11 protein-coding genes are annotated in these 17,094 nt (G+C 59.3%); 6 read left to right on the top strand and 5 right to left on the bottom strand.

The annotated features are described in order from the left end of the window. Positions 1-77 precede the first annotated feature (77 nt). The 3 genes from VO84_RS10215 to VO84_RS10225 all read left to right on the top strand — a co-directional run bounded on the left by VO84_RS10215 (position 78) and on the right by VO84_RS10225 (position 8,236). A complete protein-coding gene (locus VO84_RS10215; RefSeq protein ID WP_058187531.1) occupies positions 78-2,801 on the top strand; it encodes an ADOP family duplicated permease in 2,724 nt (907 codons plus the stop codon). A gap of 78 nt (positions 2,802-2,879) precedes the next feature. Then, positions 2,880-5,597 (top strand): ABC transporter permease, encoded by a 2,718-nt coding sequence (locus tag VO84_RS10220; protein ID WP_058187532.1) that lies wholly within the window; start codon positions 2,880-2,882, stop codon positions 5,595-5,597. Between the two features lie 23 nt (positions 5,598-5,620). Next, positions 5,621-8,236: an ABC transporter permease gene (locus VO84_RS10225; RefSeq protein ID WP_058187533.1), complete on the top strand. Its 2,616-nt coding sequence runs from the start codon at positions 5,621-5,623 to the stop codon at positions 8,234-8,236. A gap of 966 nt (positions 8,237-9,202) precedes the next feature. Here VO84_RS10225 and VO84_RS10240 read toward each other — a convergent pair. The 3 genes from VO84_RS10240 to VO84_RS10250 are packed head-to-tail and all read right to left on the bottom strand — an operon-like array spanning position 9,203 to position 12,248. Continuing rightward, positions 9,203-9,991 carry a lysophospholipid acyltransferase family protein gene (locus VO84_RS10240; protein WP_082661880.1) on the bottom strand — a complete coding sequence of 263 codons (789 nt, stop codon included), beginning with the start codon at positions 9,989-9,991 and terminating at the stop codon, positions 9,203-9,205. Further along, positions 9,988-11,346 (bottom strand): bifunctional folylpolyglutamate synthase/dihydrofolate synthase, encoded by a 1,359-nt coding sequence (locus tag VO84_RS10245; protein WP_058187536.1) that lies wholly within the window; start codon positions 11,344-11,346, stop codon positions 9,988-9,990. The genes VO84_RS10240 and VO84_RS10245 overlap by 4 nt, the downstream gene beginning before the upstream one ends. 38 nt (positions 11,347-11,384) lie before the next feature. After that, complete coding sequence (locus VO84_RS10250) at positions 11,385-12,248, bottom strand: DUF4145 domain-containing protein (protein ID WP_058187537.1); 864 nt, start codon at positions 12,246-12,248, stop codon at positions 11,385-11,387. A 700-nt stretch (positions 12,249-12,948) separates the two neighbouring features. On the opposite strand from VO84_RS10250, the gene dnaN reads away from it, so the two are divergent. Beyond that, on the top strand, positions 12,949-14,121 hold the full coding sequence (gene dnaN, locus VO84_RS10260) for a DNA polymerase III subunit beta (RefSeq protein WP_058188700.1): 1,173 nt from the start codon (positions 12,949-12,951) through the stop codon (positions 14,119-14,121). A gap of 4 nt (positions 14,122-14,125) precedes the next feature. Here dnaN and VO84_RS10265 read toward each other — a convergent pair whose 3' ends face one another. Further along, complete coding sequence (locus VO84_RS10265; RefSeq protein WP_058187539.1) at positions 14,126-14,953, bottom strand: zf-HC2 domain-containing protein; 828 nt, start codon at positions 14,951-14,953, stop codon at positions 14,126-14,128. Further along, positions 14,950-15,546 (bottom strand): sigma-70 family RNA polymerase sigma factor, encoded by a 597-nt coding sequence (locus VO84_RS10270; protein ID WP_058188701.1) that lies wholly within the window; start codon positions 15,544-15,546, stop codon positions 14,950-14,952. The genes VO84_RS10265 and VO84_RS10270 overlap by 4 nt, the downstream gene beginning before the upstream one ends. Before the next feature lie 118 nt (positions 15,547-15,664). Here VO84_RS10270 and VO84_RS10275 point away from each other — a divergent pair, with 118 nt between their 5' ends. Beyond that, complete coding sequence (locus VO84_RS10275) at positions 15,665-16,693, top strand: metallophosphoesterase family protein (protein WP_231737874.1); 1,029 nt, start codon at positions 15,665-15,667, stop codon at positions 16,691-16,693. Between the two features lie 38 nt (positions 16,694-16,731). After that, complete coding sequence (locus VO84_RS10280) at positions 16,732-17,073, top strand: c-type cytochrome (RefSeq protein WP_197413972.1); 342 nt, start codon at positions 16,732-16,734, stop codon at positions 17,071-17,073. The last annotated feature ends 21 nt before the right edge of the window (positions 17,074-17,094 follow it).

Here is a 17,094-nt window from a genome sequence, read left to right on the forward strand (position 1 = left end):
TAGAAACAGAAGAACCGCGAGGCGCGAAACAAAGACGCGTCAGGGATGTACAGCAACGGAAAACTATAGAGGTATGTATGGGGCTTGGGTTCGACTGGGAACGGCGGAAGAATGATCTCCGCGAGGAGCTGGAGACACATTTGCGCATCGCCATCGAAGAACGTATTGCGCGAGGGGAATCGCCGGAAGCCGCACGCGCGGCAGCCATGCGCGAGCTGGGAAATCGGCTGCTCGTCGCCGATGTGACGCGTTCCGCGTGGGGTTGGTTATGGATGGAGCGCATCGGACAAGACCTCCGCTACGCCATTCGCCGGCTTCTCGGTTCCCCGGGCTTTACAGTTACGGTTCTGCTTACACTTGCGCTGGGAATTGGCGCTAACCTGGCTGTTTTCCAGCTCGTTTATAGCGTCATCCTGGCCGATCTGCCCGTCCCCCATCCGGAAGAACTTGTCGCAGTGCACGCTGCTCGCACGCCCTTCGATGAGGGATGGGCGGTTTCCTATGCTGCATATCAGCGCCTTCGCGCGGCTACTCCCGAAGCTCCGCTGCTTGCCCGCGCCAGTGTAGGCCTGGCCGATCTTGAGATTCCGAACCGAGTATCGGCGAAGCCCTCATGCGATCTCGTCTCAGACAACTACTTCAGCGTGCTTGGTGTGACTCCGGCGGCGGGCCGGTTATTTATTCAGGCCGACGACACATTGGGCCAGAGCGAGTGGCCCGCCGTACTACGCTACGATTTTGCCCGCGACACATTCGGATCGGCGCAGCAGGCTGTCGGTCAGCACATGCTTCTCAATGGCCGCGCGTTTGTCGTCATAGGCGTGGCGAAGCGGCGTTTCCTCGACGTGGTCATAGGCTATGCTCCCGATATCTGGCTGCCGCTCGCGCTCCAAAGCACGGGTGTATTTACCCCTCCGTGGGACTCGCTCGGGCCCGGCCACGATGTAACGCTCAGCAAGCCCTGGCATAACCAGCCCACCATCTTCTGGCTCGCGCTCATCGCGCGCATTCCGCCTGAGCGCCGTGCCGCAGTTGCTGCACATTGGGATCAGGTCTTCCGCCCGGATCGTGAGCTGATGACCGAAGCCACCGTCGATCCGGATGTTAAAGCCGCGCTTCTTCGAGCAACCACCGATGTGGTTCCGCTCAACCATGGCAATGGCGGCATGCGGCGCAGGTTCTTAACGCCTCTCGTATTGCTCATGGCGTTATCCGCATCCATTTTTCTTGTCGGCTGCCTGAACCTTGCCAACCTACAGCTTGCCCGGCTCAATGCCCGCGCTCACGAACTTGGTGTGCGGATGGCTCTCGGAGCAAGCGGGGTCCGGCTCCTCTGTCAGATCGTTCTCGAAGACGTTCTGATGGTCGTTGCAGGCTTCGCTCTTGCTTTCGTCATGGGCCGCATTTCGAGCGGCATGCTCATACGCTGGGCCTCCAACCACAATTCGCCTCTCACGATCGACCTGCATACGAGCCTGCCCATCGCGGTCCTCGGCGTCTCGCTCATGCTGCTGTCGCTTCTGTTCTTCAGCATCCTGCCGGCCCTTATCTTTATGCGAACCGGCGTTACGCGTGCGGCAGGTTCACGCGCGAGGGTGGCAGGCATCGCCCAGACGGGCCGCCAGCGCTGGCGAGCAAATCTGTTGCTGATCACGCAGGTCAGCCTCTCGCTTCTGCTTTCCAGCATGTCGTTCTGTTTCGCTTCCACGCTGGTGCATTGGGAGACTGTCGATGTTGGCATGGATCGCGAGCATGTGCTTCTGGTTCGCTCGGACATGGACGAGACTCGATACGCGGATCACCGCGACAGGCTACCCGCTCTTTATCTCCGCATGCAGGAGCGGCTTCAGGCACTGCCCGGTGTTCGCAGTGCGGCGGTGGGGATGTGCGGGGGTATCCATTGCGGCTGGAACACTGCGATCTACGTTCATGGACGCGGCGACCTTACGAATGGGCAGGTCCACGGGCAGGAAGATCATGTCAGTCGTGGCTTCTTTACAACCACCGGTATTCCATTTCTGCGCGGCCGCGACTTCTCTTCGACCGACACAGACAAAACACAGACGGTCGCGATCATCAGCCGCTCCTATGCGCACCAGCTCTTTGGAGACAACGATCCGATTGGCCAACGTGTGGGCTACGAGCCTGCTCCCAATGACCATAAGTTTCTGATCGTTGGTGAAGTGGCCGATGCGCATGTGAACGGCCCTCAACTTGAGGCTCCGCCGATGGTCTACATGAGCATCAACCAGAATCCTGCTCCGGTACACGGCATACGAGTGCGCGTCATCGGTGATCCCCGTGCGCTATCTGAGAGTGTTCGTCAGGCGCTGCATGAAGTCGACCCCACGCTGCCTATCGATGAAATGGTTCCCTTCTCAATGGAACTGAGCGGCGACCTTGGCACTGAGAAACTTCTTGCGCGCCTGGCAGGAATTTACGCAAGCCTCACGCTGCTGCTCGTCACGATTGGCTTCTATGGGGTCATGTCGTCTCGCACCTCACGCCGCAAGAGCGAGTTTGGAATCCGCCTGGCGCTGGGAGCGACAAGACGGCATGTCCAGATGTTGATTGTCAGCCAGGCGGCATGGATATTGGTGGTGGGAATCGGACTGGGACTGCTGCTCTCTGTTGCCGCGATTCGCCTGGCAAGTCATCTTCTCTATGGATCAGCGGTGAGAAATTCGGCGGCTATATTCGCAGCATCCGTTGCGTTGGCCATTACGGGATTTGCCGCTGCTTTTATTCCAGCAAGGCGAGCTGCATATGTTGATCCGCTGGAGACTTTGCGGAATGAGTGATTCGTGGAACGGTGAGCACAAGGGCCCTGCGCGTGAAGCGGGCATCTATCAATTCAGTGTGGGGCACGGAGGATACGCATGAAGATCTGGCCAGGGTGGGAGCGGAAGAAGAACGATTTGCGCGAGGAGCTGGATGCGCATCTGCGGATAGCAGTGGAGGAGCGTATGGCAAAGGGTGAACCGTACGAAGAGGCACACGCAGCTGCGACGCGCGAGATGGGCAATCCTCCGCTGGTGGCGGATGTGACGCGAGCCTCATGGGGATGGCAATGGCTGGAACGCGCGGGACAGGACGTGCGTTATGCGCTGCGGCAATTGAGGAAAAGTCCCGGCTATACGGCGACGGCGCTGATTACGCTGACGCTGGCTATCGGTGCGAATACGGCGGTCTTCGGGCTGATGTATGCGCTGCTGTTGAAGAGCCTGCCCGTAGAACGTCCAGACCGGATGGTACAGTTCGAAATCCAGCTCTATGTGGGCGGCAACGCAAAAGATCGACCATCCGACAACGTTTCCGGCAAGATGTATGACGCGCTTTCTGCTCCCTTGCCCGCATCCCTGAACGGACTGTGCGCCTGGGACAGCACGTCCATGAATCTGCGCGAAGCGAGCGGCACGCGCCCTGTTCCATCGGCACAGGTGACGGGCGGGTGCTTCCGCATGCTAGGAGTTCATGCCGCACTGGGACGGCTGATTGGCGAAGAGGACGACAAGCCGGGCGGCGGTCCGGAGGGTTACGCCATGGTGCTGGGTTACGACTACTGGCACAGCCATCTGGGCGGCGACCCTAACGTGGTGGGCCGCGTGCTGGACGTCGAAGGTAAAAAGGGCGTAGTCGTGGGTGTCATGGAGCCGGGCTTTGAGAGCGTCTCTGTCGGCGACCGGCCGTGGATTTACATGCCCTCCGAGATCGGCGACCGCGAGGACAGGCATGGCTTCGGCTCGTGGAATCGCGTCCTGCTGGGACGGCTGAAGGACGGAGCAACGGTGGCGCAGGTGCTGGCGCAGTCCGATCCTGTCTATACCGCGTCGCTGAAGGCGGAGAAGGAATTTCACTACTACACGCTGGATTCGAGCGGTGAGTTTGTGCAGGCCAGCGGCGCGCATCTTGTCGTAATGCCGGGCCGAACGGGAATCTCGTATCTGCGCGGCGAGTATGCGCAGCCCTTGTATCTCATTGAGGGTCTGGTCGGGCTCTCGCTGCTGGTGGCCTGTGCGTATCTGGCCAGCCTGGCCGGCACGCGGGCGCTGGCGAGGCGGCGTGAACTGGCGGTGCGCGTGGCCTTGGGCGCAAGCCGAGGCCGTCTCACGGCTCAGCTCTGCTGGGAGAGCCTGCTGCTGGCGTTCGCGGGAATGGGTTTGGGGCTTTTGTTTGCCTGGGGCACGAGCCGTGCGCTGGTTCGCCTGATTGAAGAGCGCGGCGATCAGCCGCTGACCATGAACGCCTCTCCGACGGGCTATGTGCTTCTCTTCGCGCTCGGTGTCACTGGCCTGACCGTCCTTCTTGCCGGGGTGGTTCCGGCGTGGCGCGCCAGCCGCGTAGACCCGGTGCGCGAGATCAAGGAAGGCGAGCTGGAACTGACGGGGCGGCGTCCGCGGCGCATGGGAAGCTGGCTCGCACCGGTGCAAATCGGGCTTTCGCTGGTGATCGTGGTGATTGCCGCACTGATGTCCACGACGCTGGTGCGGCTGCTGGCGACCAACCCTGGATTCAGCACCAGCGGCGTGACGTTTACGCGGGCGGACTTTACAGCGCGAGCCGCGCAGGTGAGTAAAGATTCGAACAAGGCTCCTGCATCGCTTTACTTGTCGCTGCTCGAAAAAATCCGGCACTCACCCGGCGTGGAGAGCGTAAGTCTGAGCCAGGCACACCAGTTCGGGGGCGCAACGTACCTGCGCCCACTTTCAGTGCAGCTGCCTTCCGGCGAAGTGCGCCAGAACGGCCACATGCCGAATCTTTCCGTGGGGCCGGATTATTTCCGCACCATGGGAATTCCGCTGGTGGCGGGCCGCGACTTTACGCCGAATGATAAGGAAGGTGCGCCGAAGGTGTGTATCCTCTCGCGGGCCGCAGCGGAGTTTTTCTTTCCTGGCCAGAACGCTGTGGGCCAGATGGTCTCGCTGGGCCATGCGATCTCGAAGGGCCCTGACCAGAAGGTGGAGGTCATCGGCGTCGTGGGAGACACGCTCTATAACGGGCTCCGCGAAAAGGTGCAACCTATCTTTTATGAGCCATTCTTCGGCACAGGCGGCTGGAATCCATATATGGAGTTTTCTGTCCGCAGCCGGAGCACCGCAGAAGGCGAGACCGCTGTGAAGGAAGCCTTCCGGCAGATTGCGCCGGACGTGCCGCTCTATGAAACGGTCACCATGAGCCAGCTTATGGGCAACGCTGTGGGCCGGGAGCGCATGGTGGCCGTGCTGGCGGGCTTTTTCGCGGTGCTGACACTGGTGCTTTCGGCGATTGGCATGTATGGGCTGTTGAATTACTCAGTGCTGCGGCGCAAGCGGGAGATCGGCGTGCGCATGGCGCTGGGTGCTTCGCGCACTGGTGTCGTGCGGCTTGTGGTTCGTGAGGCGCTATGGATGGTTGTGCCGGGGATTCTGCTGGGCGCTGCAGGGGCATGGGTAGCTTCACGATTTGTGAGGAGCCTGCTGTTTGGCGTGAAGCCGCTGGATCCGTGGGTGCTGGCTGCAAGCGCGGCGGTGCTGCTCGGAACAGCGGTGCTGGCGTGTCTGCTCCCTGCACGGCGAGCGTCGACGGTGCATCCAATGGAAGCGTTGAGGACTGAGTAGCGGGAATGGCTAGAGGTGAGCGTATGAAGTTTTGGCCTGCGTGGGAACGGCGTAAGGACGAGCTGCATGAGGAGCTCGAAGCGCATCTGCGAATTGCAGTGGGGGAGCGCATGGCTCGCGGGGAATCGCGTGAAGAAGCGCGCGCGGCGGCGATGCGCGAGCTGGGGAATTCTGCACTTGTGGCCGATGTAACACGCTCGAAGTGGGGATGGCAGTGGCTGGAGCGCATCGCGCAGGATGTGCGTTACGCGCTGCGGGGAATCCTGCGGAGACCGGCGTTTGCGTTGATTGTCATTGTGACGCTGGCAGTAGGAATCGGCGCGAATACAGCGATCTTCAGCGCGGTGTATGCGGTGCTGCTGAAGCCTCTGCCGTTTCCTCATGGTGAGCGGATGACAGTGTTGGGCGAGTCCTCTGGACAGGCCGAAGGAATCAGCGTGACGTGGCTCAACTTCGATCACTGGCGGAAAGAAAATCATTCCTTTGAAGGGATGGCCGGCTATGAATCCGACGACCTGACGCTGACTGGGCGCGGGCAGGCAGTACTGACACATGCCGCTATGGTGACGAGCGAGTTTTTTCCGCTAACCGGAGTGCGGCCTGTGATGGGGCGGCTGCTGACTGCAAGCGACAGCGAGCCACAGGCGCCTGAGACGGTGGTCGTGACGCAGGCTTTCTGGAAACGGGCTCTAGGAGCTGACCCGCAGATCGTAGGCAAGACGCTGATCCTGAATGGCACAGCGCATATCGTCGTGGGTGTGCTGGCGCGCGAGCCGGGTTTCTTTCTGCGGGGCGTCGACTATTACCTGCCGTATCGGCCTTCGCCGAAGCAGCTTTCAATGCGCGATTCGCATGGGTCATTGCGTGCGCTGGCGCTGCTCAGGACCGGAGTGACTCTCGGGGCGGCGCGGGCGGACATTAACACCATCATGGAGCGGCTGGCGAAGGCAGATCCAGGGCCGGAAGATGATCATCGTGTCCATGCTGAGTTTGTGACCGAAGAGCGAACAGGCGATGTGCAGCATGTCTTTAGGCTGCTGATGGGCGCGGTGGCGCTGGTGCTGGCGCTGGTGTGTGCGAATATCGGAAGCCTGCTGCTGATCCGAATGACGGAGCGGGCGCGGGAGATGGCGATCCGGAGTGCGATTGGCGCAGGGCGAGGGCGGATAGCACGGCAACTGCTGACCGAAACTCTGCTGATTACGCTCATCGGTGGCACATGCGGTGTGGCTCTGGCAGCCGCAGGGCTACAGGTGATGAAGGCTCTGGGTCCGAAGCATATTCCGCGGCTGATGGAAGCGAGCCTGGATGTCCCGGTACTTCTGTTTACTGCAGGACTGACGGTGGCTGTGGGTCTGGTGTGCGCGCTGGCCCCGGTGCTGGGTGCGCGCCGGGCGAATCTCTCGCTGGTGTTGAAGGAGGGCAGTGCGGGCGCGGGCAGTGGAAGGATTGGACACGTCTTCCGTGGCGGACTGGTGGCGGCAGAAGTAGCGGTAGCGCTGGTGCTGCTGTTTACCTCGGGCCTGCTGCTGCGCAGCCTGGTGGCTGCTGAGAACGTGGATCCGGGCTTTCAGCCGGATCATCTGCTGGCGATGGAGCTGCAGTTGCCGGATGGGCGATACAAGACCGACGCTTCAGTTCTCGATTTCTATGCGCGGCTGGAAGCTGCGCTGAAGGCACAGCCCGGCATCACCTCTGCCGGCGCGGTGAGCTGTCCTCCGGCAGGCGGCGATTGCGGCGATTATTGGTACTCCATTGTGGAGCGGCCTGCACCGCGCCGCGAGGATGTTCCGCTCTCGCTCTTCAATATTGCCGATGCGAATTATTTCCAGACGGCTGAGATGCGTGTAATTGCCGGACGCGGAATCACGGAGCAGGACAAAGCCGGAGGGCCGGCAGTGGCCGTGATTAACGAAACGATGGCTCACACGTGGTGGAAGGATGCCCGATCCGCGCTGGGCCAGCACATCAAATGGGGCGGTCCGTACAACGATGGAGCAGTGATGGAGATTGTCGGCGTGGTGGGTGACGTGCCGCAGTTTGGCCTGGATGGCGAGCATGTGTCGGCGGTATATAGTCCCGCGGGGCAGCGCGTCAGCTCCGCTATGGTGGTGATGATGCGCACCAGTGGCGACTCGACTGCAATGGCGGCTAGCGTGCGGCGTGTGGTGGCGGCAATGGACAGCAATGTTCCTGTGCAATCGCTGAAGACCACTGAAGAATGGCTTGGAGCTTCGCTGGCTCAGCGGCGGTTCATTACGCTGCTGCTGGCTCTGTTTGCAGGTATCGCAGTGATCCTTGCGGCGATTGGCTGCTACGGAGTTCTCAACGCGTGGGTGACCAGCCGGCGGCAGGAGATTGCAATCCGCATGGCAATGGGCGCGGGAACAATGGCGATTTTGCGGAGAATGGGCAGGCAGGCTGCGGTGCTGGGCGCAATTGGGCTGGCAGTAGGACTGGCTGCGAGTTGGGGCGCGGCACGGTGGGTGGAGAGCTTAGTCTTCGGTGTTTCGGTACATGATCTTGTTGTGCTGGGAATAGCGGCGGCGGGTGCGCTGCTGATCGTGGTGCTGGCTGCTGCTGTTCCGCTATGGCGGGCGACGCAGGTGGACCCGATGGAGACACTGCACGAGGTGTGAGCGGCGCCGGATTCAGTTCGGGGATTGAGCCCCGTGGCAGCGGAGGTGGCGGCGGACTGGATAGAAGCGTCTTTGCTGTGCGCCGCGACGTAGCCGAGCGATTGCCGCACCCTTTCCGCGAAGGCCATGTTATGCGCGCGCCTGGCTTCAAGGCCGATGGCATTAAGAGATTGGACGCCGTGAAGCGCAACTGATGACGTGCCGGCGTTGGCGGCGGAGACCGTGATGTTCTGAAGGGCTTCGACAGAGGCATCGGGGGCTTTTGCGGACGCGGACTGGATCTGGTTGATGGCCTGCTTGGAGTTGTTAACCACCTGATTCTTGGCTTCAGTATCGCTGTTGGCCGTCGCATTAAGCGCCTGCGTAACAAGCGGAGTGGTCTGCTGCACGGCATTGGTGAGCTGCTGAACACTACCGGTTGCATTGGCCTGCTGCACAAGCTGGGTTTGAGATCCTACCTGATCGGATTGCGACGTAGCGTTGAGATTTCCCACCATGCGGACGCCGGATGCGATGACGGGCTGCCAGCAGAGGCCGCAGAGGCTGGCGAAGACGTAGGTCTTGATTGCGGAAGTGTCAGAAGCGGTGAGCACATAAACGCCGATGGCTGCAGCGAATGCACCAAGGAACATGAGCGCAGGAATGGTCCAGAAGCCTGCATTTCCAGGGAGCGGCGATGTCGCGGTGACCTTCGCGATCACCCAGAAGAGAAATCCACCAATGGCGCCGGCTGCAACGATGGCAAGAAGGCGCAGAATACTGGCGCGGCTGATGCCTTCATCGACTGAGGCCACTGCGGGCTTGAGCGAGATGGCCGGATTCTGTGGAGTTGCCATGACGACCTCTAAGGAACTGCGCGCTTCGTGAGTCTCCAAAAAGAAGGTGACTCGCGTGGGGAAATCGTATCAGGACTGGCGGTCGAGGCAAAGGCACATGAGGTTAGCTAGGAAGTGTGGATCAGCAGGGTTAATCGAGTAGCTCGGCGATGGCCGCGCGGAGCTTTTCTGTGAGCGCATCGGCATCACGGATAGTGAGGCCGTCCGTCGGGATGGGCGTGCCGGCACGAAGCGTCAGCGGGCCTGGATAAAAGTGCTTGGTGTGGATGGGCAGGAGATCATAAACGCCACTGAGCGCGATGGGAACGAGTGGGACCTGGGCGCGGATAGCCAGAAAAGCCGCGCCGGATAGAAAGGTCTGCAGCGTGCCGTCCGGTGTGCGCGAGCCCTCTGGAAAGACGAAGAGATTCATGCCGGCGCGCAGGGCGGCGGCGGCTTTGCCCAGGCTTGAAAGCGTGGCGCGTGGGTTCTCGGTATTGATGGGCATTTGGCCTGAGCGGGCGAGATACCAGCCGATGAAGGGCAGCGACCAGAGCTCCTTTTTGGCCAGAATGCGGAACTGAAAAGGCAGTGAAGCGAAGACCACCGGCGTGTCCATATACGAAGTATGGTTTGAGGCGTAGACGGCGACGGGGTTGGCAAGAAGGTTCTCGCGGCCAAGCACGGTGAGACGCGCGCCGGAAGCTAACAGCGATAGCCGAGCCCAGAGACGCGCGATGCAATGCTGTGTGCGGCCGGTCTTTGCAAAGAGCGACGCGATGAGAGCAGCGGATCCGCAGATCGCTGTAACGAGGAAGAAGATTGGGGCCTGAACAACGTTGGTGATGAAACGGTTTTTGAGAGGCAGAGGATCAGGGGGACGAAGTGACCGCCGAGGTAATTTCTCCTGAGATGCCTCGGATTGGGTCTGCAAAGTCATTGTGCGCCCTGCTCAAGGAGCAGCTTACGCGCCTCACCCACTAAATACACTGATCCAGAAACTACGATTGGCGCGCCGTCGGCGTGTTGCTGGGCAAAGCTCAATGCTTCTAGGACGGTTTCAGCGGCGTGAGCCGGGGTTCCTGTCTGCTCGGCTGCTGCCAGCAGCTCCTGCATGGGTGTGGCGCGCAGACTGGCGATAGGCGAAAAGACTATCTGGTCAAAGATCGGGAAGAGAATCTGGGCGAGCTCGGCGAGAGGCTTGTCTTTAAGGCAGGAAAAGATTATTGTGCGCGGAGCCGGATCGATCTCGCGCAGACTTGCCCTTAAAGCCCATGCGCCGGCGGGATTATGCGCAACGTCAACAACCCATTGTGTGCCGTGTGCGGAAATCGACTCAAGCCGGCCGGGCCAGCGAGTATTGCGGATGCCGGCGGCAATGGATCCCGGCGTAACAGGCAGGCCGTAATTCGTTGCGAGCTCGACTGCGGCGGCAATAGCAAGCGCAATGTTGCGCTGCTGGTGCGGGCCATGGAGCGGGGAAGCGACTTCGATCTCCTCGTTCAGAACTTCGACGGGGTAGGTGTCGCCGGCATTCATTGTCGGCATGTAGGGGGTAGCGCTGACACCGCGGACGTTGAGAGAGACGGCAATTTTGCCAAGGACCTGGTTGGCCTCAGGATGCTGTGGCAGAGTAACGAGCGTGCCGTTGGGGCGCAGAATGCCGGCTTTTTCGCGGGTGATATCCGTGATCGTGGGACCGAGCCACTCCATGTGGTCGAGCGAGATGTCCGTAATAACAGACAGGAGCGGATCAACGATATTCGTCGCATCGAGGCGTCCACCTATGCCAACTTCAAGGACTGCGATTTCGACGGCCTCTTCCGCAAAATGGAGGAAGGCCATGGCGGTGAGAGTCTCAAAAAAGCTTGGGAGCTGCGCAAGTGCGCCTGAGAGGACGAGTTGCTGCGCGCTATCGTGGACTTGGAAATAGCGGCGGCCAAAGGCGTCGTCCGAGATGTCGAGAAGCCTGTTTTCTGCGCCTGCTGCCCCGGGGCCGCTGATCTTGATCCGCTCGTTGGGGCGTTCAAGGTGAGGCGAAGTATAGAGCCCAACTCGCGGTCCCGAGCTTTGGAGAATCGATGCAAGAGTGGCCGCAGTTGAGCCTTTACCGTTGGTGCCGGCAATCAGAACTGAGCGGAATTTCTTGTGCGGATCGCCGAGAGCTTCGAGGAGGATGCGGATCTCGTCGAGCGAAAACTTACGGCGCGGCGTGCCTGGCTGCGTGTGCAGTTCGGGCGCCATACGGTTGAGTTCGGCTATAGCTTGCGAATATGGGGCTGTCGCGTAAGACATGGAAACTTAAGTATAAAAGCCGGGGTCAGGGAACAGGCTCAGAGCAGAATTTCGAGCGCACGTCGCGCGTCCTGCAGGCATTGGCGGGATTCAGCTTCGCTGAGCAGGCCCTGGTGGACAGCCTTGCGGCCGACATCGTTGACTCGATTGGCCGCCTTGAGGAAAGCAGGGTCGATACCGGTGAGCTGAAGGTTGTTATTGACCTCGTGGAGCAGATTGCCGAGGGTGGGCGTGGAACGGTAGCGGCGTGCGACCAGATGAGCGAGATCGGAGGGAAGCTTCTGCTTCACGGCTTCCTCCACGACCGACCGGCACATCACCGCGCAAGCTGTGTAGAGGCCGTAGAAGTAGCACCGAGTGGCCTCATCGAGATAGCTGTCTGCTTCCTCGGATGCCGGTGAGGCAACGACGCACTCGCGCAGATGCGTGGCGCGCGCGGTTGCGGGTTCGATGAGCGCGATCAGCTCAAAAGCAATGGCTGCGCGGAGCAGGTTGTTCTCGTGCGTATCGAGCGCTCGCTGAATCTCCTGCCAGGCGGGAACCTGCTCGGACTCACCAGCTGCGAGAAGGCGGGTAAGATGCGTGAGGCGCTGGCGCGCGTGCAGAATAAAGCCCTGGTGCATCTCATGCGCTAGCGACTGCCAACCCGCAATGAAACCTGCAGGGTCCCGGCGGAAATGTGCGGCCATCTCCTGATACGCCACCGCGGGCAGAACTTTCTCAAGCTCCGCGAAGCGCCCGGTGCGGGCAAGCTCTGAGATAGCATGGCAGAACTCGCGGCCCGGGGCATCTGCCTGCGTCTGGCGTAGAAGCTCCTCTTCGAGATTTGGAATGGAGATAGGCATGGGGCTGGCCATCGAGATTGGCATCTGTGGCAACTGCGCCTTCGGCGCATGTGGCATTGCCTCTAGTTTGAGATGGAATATGTATTTCCGGTATCTCAAATGCCTTGGGGAAGATCTTTATAGTTTTGAAATGGGAAACTAGGGACCTGTTTTCCTACGCTGCACATACGCATGTGGAAGACGTGGAAAGCGCGGAGGATGTGGAGAAGCGAGGTTTTCGGGAACCGCTGTTGATGCGGGTGCGGACGTTCTTTGCACAAAAAGGAGCGGGAATTCACAGGGGGTTGAAGGCCTGTTGTTGAAAGCGTGGAGAAGCAGGTATGCATGAAATTCAGAATGAGAGGCTTTTCCAGTTGTGCAGATTTCCGCAGACGCGTTTTAGAAAACAGGAAAGACACCCAAGGCTATCGGATTGAATCAGTTGAGTAGGTTATCCACTTTTCCATGGGGTACTACGGGTACTACGAGAGTTTCTATATATCTTTTTTCAAAAACAGAGGGTATCCGTCGCTCGCGATGGAATCGGTATTACGAGCTTGTGTCAGGCCGGGCCAGAGTGAAAAGAGGCATCAGGGGCTTACTTTTCGGGAACACGGTACGCGGAATCCAGATTTGACGCGTGTTTTCCACGCTGGCATTTGCAGGAAAGGTGAATACAATCAAGAAGAACTGGCCAGGACTGGCCGGAACTGGCCGTTCAGGCAACTGCGCCTTCGGCGCGAGGCAGAGCAGGCTAGATGCTGTGGGGGGTCCGGGGATGTCGATCGTGGAAGCGGAAGTGGAGCAAACGGCCGCACAGGGGGCAGCGATGGAGATAACGGTAAGCCGTCAGGAATTGCTGAAGGAACTCACCGCGACGCAGAGTGTGGTGGAACGCAAGACAACAATTCCGATTCTCTCGAATTTTCTGATTGAGGCCGAAGGCGACAAGCTGACGATCACAGCGACGGATCTGGATCAGGCAATGCGCACGAGCGCCAACGTGAAGGTGAAAAAAGCAGGCTCCTGCACGATTCCCGCGCGGAAGCTTTACGACTACGTGAAGCTGCTGCCGGAGGGCGAGGTTTCGATCAAGCTGCTCGAAAACCATTGGGTGCAGATTCGCTCCGGCCGCTCAAACACTAAGATGGTGGGCATGGCGCGTGCGAATTATCCGCAGGTGCCGGAGTTTCCCTCCGAATCCGTGACGTCGATTCCCGCGCAGGCCTTCAAGACACTGATTGCGCATACGATCTTTGCCATCTCGAATGAAGAGTCGCGGTACACGCTGAACGGAGCGCTGCTGGTGTTAAAGCCGGAGTCGCTGGCTATGGTGGCGACAGACGGACACCGATTGAGCTTTGTCGAAAAGCCAGGCGAGACGCTAGAGGGCATCAGCGGCGAGAAGCGTGTGCTGATTCCGCGCAAGGCCCTGAGTGAGTTGGCAAGCCTGCTGGGCTCAAGCGACGTGGAGAAGGTGGAATTTGCCGATGATGATCACACGCTGTTCTTCCGCGTGGGTCACCGCACGCTGAGCTCACGCAAGCTGACCGGGCAGTTCCCAAATTACGAGGCGGTCATGCCGCGCGACAATACGAAGTTTGCGGTGGTGCGCTCGGCGGAGTTGTCGCAGGCGATTCAGCGCGTAGCGCAGTTTGCCGATGAGCGGAGCGGCGCAATTCGGATGCGGCTTGAGGGTAACGAGTTGAAGATCAGCGCAGCATCGACAGAGGCCGGTGAGAGCGAGGACACGATTGATACGCCCTACTCGAGCGATCCAATTGTGGTGGGCTTTAACTCGGGCTATATCCTGGATTTTCTGAAGGCGCTGGGCAACGCGGGCGAGGTCAGACTCGAGTTCAAGGACTCGCAATCAGCGGGGCAGATGCGACCCGAGGACCCAGACGCGGAGTACAAATCCCGCTACGTGCTGATGCCGATGCGAATCTGACAGCTCATTTCTGGGCTTGTTCGATGACATTGATGAGGCCGGTGAAGCGTGCGCGATCTACGTCACTGATGGCAACGACGGAGAGGCTTTCCGTCGTGAACCCGGAAATCTGAAATCCTGCATGCTGAGGCGGCAAAGGCCCCGGAAACAGATCCGAGTCTTTGCCGCCGTTACTTTTTGCACCGACAAAAACCGAGACGCGGTGTTGCCCAATGGCGTACACAAGTTGTGCAATGGGCTGGTTGTGCAGGTATGCGAGGTTTGCCCCCAGAAGAGTTGCCCCAGCGGGCAGTTGCTCTGGCAGATTGAAGGTGAAAGGAATCTTACCCTGGAACCACGGCTTGACCGTGTGCCGGTCTGAGGAAAGTACCTGCAACGGCTGATTCGCGGCAAGCGTTGCGACGTGCAGATCAGAGATCTCCGTGGCGAGGTTGGTTTGTTGCGCGAGCGACGCAGCGGTGTGAGCAGCATTCTGCCGTGTCACGGACCATAGACCCACAACGACAAGCAGCAATGCAGCCGCGGCCCAGCCGGAAAATGCGCTCCATGCCCGGAGCGTATTCATAGAACTACGAGCAGGGTCTTGTTCGTGATTTACGACTCGTGCGTTCTCCTGTGCAATCAGGCTTTTCATCCGATTCTGGAATCCATCGGCGACAGTGTAGCGCTGGCCGGCCTTTGCCGTGGTTGTTTTGAGCAATGCCGCCGCCAGCGCCGCGGAGGTGCACGACGGGCAGGAGTCGAGATGTTCTTTGACAACGCTCAACTGGCTGGTAGAGAGCTCGCCATCGACAAGAGCGCTGAGCGTGGGAGATGAAAGATGTTCGGTCATGCGCGTGCCTCTCTGGACAAAATGGCGCCGTCCTGCAGTTCTTTTCTGAGAAATGCCCGCGCGCGGGCGATGCGGGACATTACGGTGCCGAGCGGAATTTCCAAAGCCAATGCGATCTCCCTGTACTTGAGTTCCTCCACGTCGCAAAGCAAGATGATTTCGAGCAGCGGCGGCGGAAGTTTCTGCATGGCAGTCTCAACGGCTGCGCTATCTGCAAGACGGAGGATGTTCAGCTCGGGCGTTTCACGGTCGATGATGGCTTCGGGATACCGCCCGGCATCGCCGTACTCCGTCAACTCGTCTTCAAGAGCCGTGGTGCGCACAGCCGCAAGGCCAGTGCGCGAAGTAAGCCAGGTATTTCGCAGAATGCGAAAGATCCATGCCTTGAAGTTGGTGCCTGGCTCAAACGAAGCAAAGGCGCGGAAAGCCTTGAGCAGTGTTTCCTGCACCAGGTCTTCGGCATCTTGCCGGTTGCCTGCAAGCCAATGAGCAAAGTTATAGAGACGGGGAAGCAAAGGCATGGCGAGATCTTCAAACGTAGAGGTTTGAAGAGCGCCTTTGCCTGTCCATCGCTTCCATGAGAGCAGAGCCATCTGGATTGAGAGCTTCCTTTCCTCCTTATATCGATTGAAACCGGCGAGCGGCAAAATTATTCCGCCGCAGGCGGAATAATTCACCCAGAAACCAGTTTGCATCCGTGGAGGGAGAAACGTGAAGACTCAAAATCAGGAACTGTATCCGCATTCTCATGATCCCCACGATAGAGACAGCGGTCGCAATCAACGCAATTCAATGCCGGAGGACGGAATTGATCGGCGCAATTTTCTAAGCTGCATGGCCTGGGCTGGGACGGGATTGGTCTGGACGATGATGGGTGGAGTGCCGACGTCAAAGCTCTTTGCTGCTACAGCTGAAGGCTCGGCGGGACGCGAAAAGCATGCTGCAGAGAGCGGATTCAGCTTTGTGCAGATTAGCGACAGCCATATTGGCTTTAATAAGGCCGCGAATCAGGATGTGGCGGGAACTCTGCAGGCTGCAATCGAGAAGATAAATCGCCTTCCGGAGACTCCGGATTTGCTGCTGCACACAGGCGACATTACGCATTCCTCCAAACCAGCCGAGTTCGATACCGCGCAGGAAATTGTGAAGGGGGCAAAGGCTGGACAGGTCTTGTATGTTCCCGGCGAACATGACACAGCCTCAGACGATGGGCAGCTCTATCGAGAGCGATTTGGCAAAGACACGTCAGGCAGCGGATGGTACAGCTTTCATCACAAGGGCGTGCACTTTGTGGGGCTGAATAATGTGCAGCAGATAGACAAGATGGGCAATCTGGGCGCGGATCAGCTGGCGTGGCTTAAAAACGATCTTGCAGGCCAGCAGTCTTCGACTCCGATTGTGATCTTCGCGCACATTCCACTCTGGATGGTCTATCCGGATTGGGGCTGGGGCACGGCAGACGGCGCCGAGGCGCTCTCGCATCTCAAGCGGTTTGGTTCAGTGACGGTGTTGAATGGACACATTCACCAGGTGACGCAAAAGGTGGAGGGCAATGTGGCGTTCCACACGGCGATGGCCACGGCCTTTCCTCAGCCGTCGCCGGGAGCCGCGCAGAATCCCGGGCCGATGGTGGTTCCAGCAGAAAAGCTGCGGAGCGTGCTGGGGATCTCGAAGGTAAATTTTGTCGCGCGGCGAAGCCATCTCGCAATTGTGGATTCTTCGCTGGCGGATGAAGCATGAAACGCGCGCTGAGGATACTGCTTTGTGGATGTATGGGAATGGCTGCACAGCTTCTGCTGGCGCAGTCACATTCATTTGGCGATGCTGCTCGCGGAAAAGAGATTTTTGAAAGGCGATGCACCGGATGCCACACACTGGACCAGAACCGCGAAGGACCGAGGCTACGAAATGTCTTTGGTAGAACAGCTGGAAGCATAAAAGACTTTGAGTATTCGGAGGCACTGAAGAAATCGCTGCTGGTCTGGGATGAGGAGACGCTCGACAAGTGGCTAACCAATCCGGATGAGTTTGTTCCCGGTAACAATATGGGGTTCCGCATGGCAAAGCCGCAGGAAAGGCAAGACCTGATCCTGTTTCTGAGGGGCGGAGCCAGGAAGTAGATCAGCAATAGGCTTCAATCG

The sequence above is a fragment of the Occallatibacter gabretensis genome (genome assembly GCF_001449115.1).
Taxonomy (GTDB): Bacteria; Acidobacteriota; Terriglobia; order Terriglobales; family Acidobacteriaceae; genus Telmatobacter; species Telmatobacter gabretensis.

Bases quoted from the DNA above. Each gene is read 5' to 3' on its own strand.
- VO84_RS10250 (WP_058187537.1), bottom strand. From the start codon at position 12,248: ATGCCACATGCGCCGAAGGCGCAGTTGCCACAGATGCCAATCTCGATG.
- VO84_RS10265 (WP_058187539.1), bottom strand. From the start codon at position 14,953: ATGACCGAACATCTTTCATCTCCCACGCTCAGCGCTCTTGTCGATGGC.
- VO84_RS10225 (WP_058187533.1), top strand. From the start codon at position 5,621: ATGAAGTTTTGGCCTGCGTGGGAACGGCGTAAGGACGAGCTGCATGAG.
- dnaN (WP_058188700.1), top strand. From the start codon at position 12,949: ATGTCGATCGTGGAAGCGGAAGTGGAGCAAACGGCCGCACAGGGGGCA.
- VO84_RS10280 (WP_197413972.1), top strand. From the start codon at position 16,732: ATGGCTGCACAGCTTCTGCTGGCGCAGTCACATTCATTTGGCGATGCT.
- VO84_RS10215 (WP_058187531.1), top strand. From the start codon at position 78: ATGGGGCTTGGGTTCGACTGGGAACGGCGGAAGAATGATCTCCGCGAG.
- VO84_RS10220 (WP_058187532.1), top strand. From the start codon at position 2,880: ATGAAGATCTGGCCAGGGTGGGAGCGGAAGAAGAACGATTTGCGCGAG.
- VO84_RS10240 (WP_082661880.1), bottom strand. From the start codon at position 9,991: ATGACTTTGCAGACCCAATCCGAGGCATCTCAGGAGAAATTACCTCGG.
- VO84_RS10270 (WP_058188701.1), bottom strand. From the start codon at position 15,546: ATGGCTCTGCTCTCATGGAAGCGATGGACAGGCAAAGGCGCTCTTCAA.
- VO84_RS10245 (WP_058187536.1), bottom strand. From the start codon at position 11,346: ATGTCTTACGCGACAGCCCCATATTCGCAAGCTATAGCCGAACTCAAC.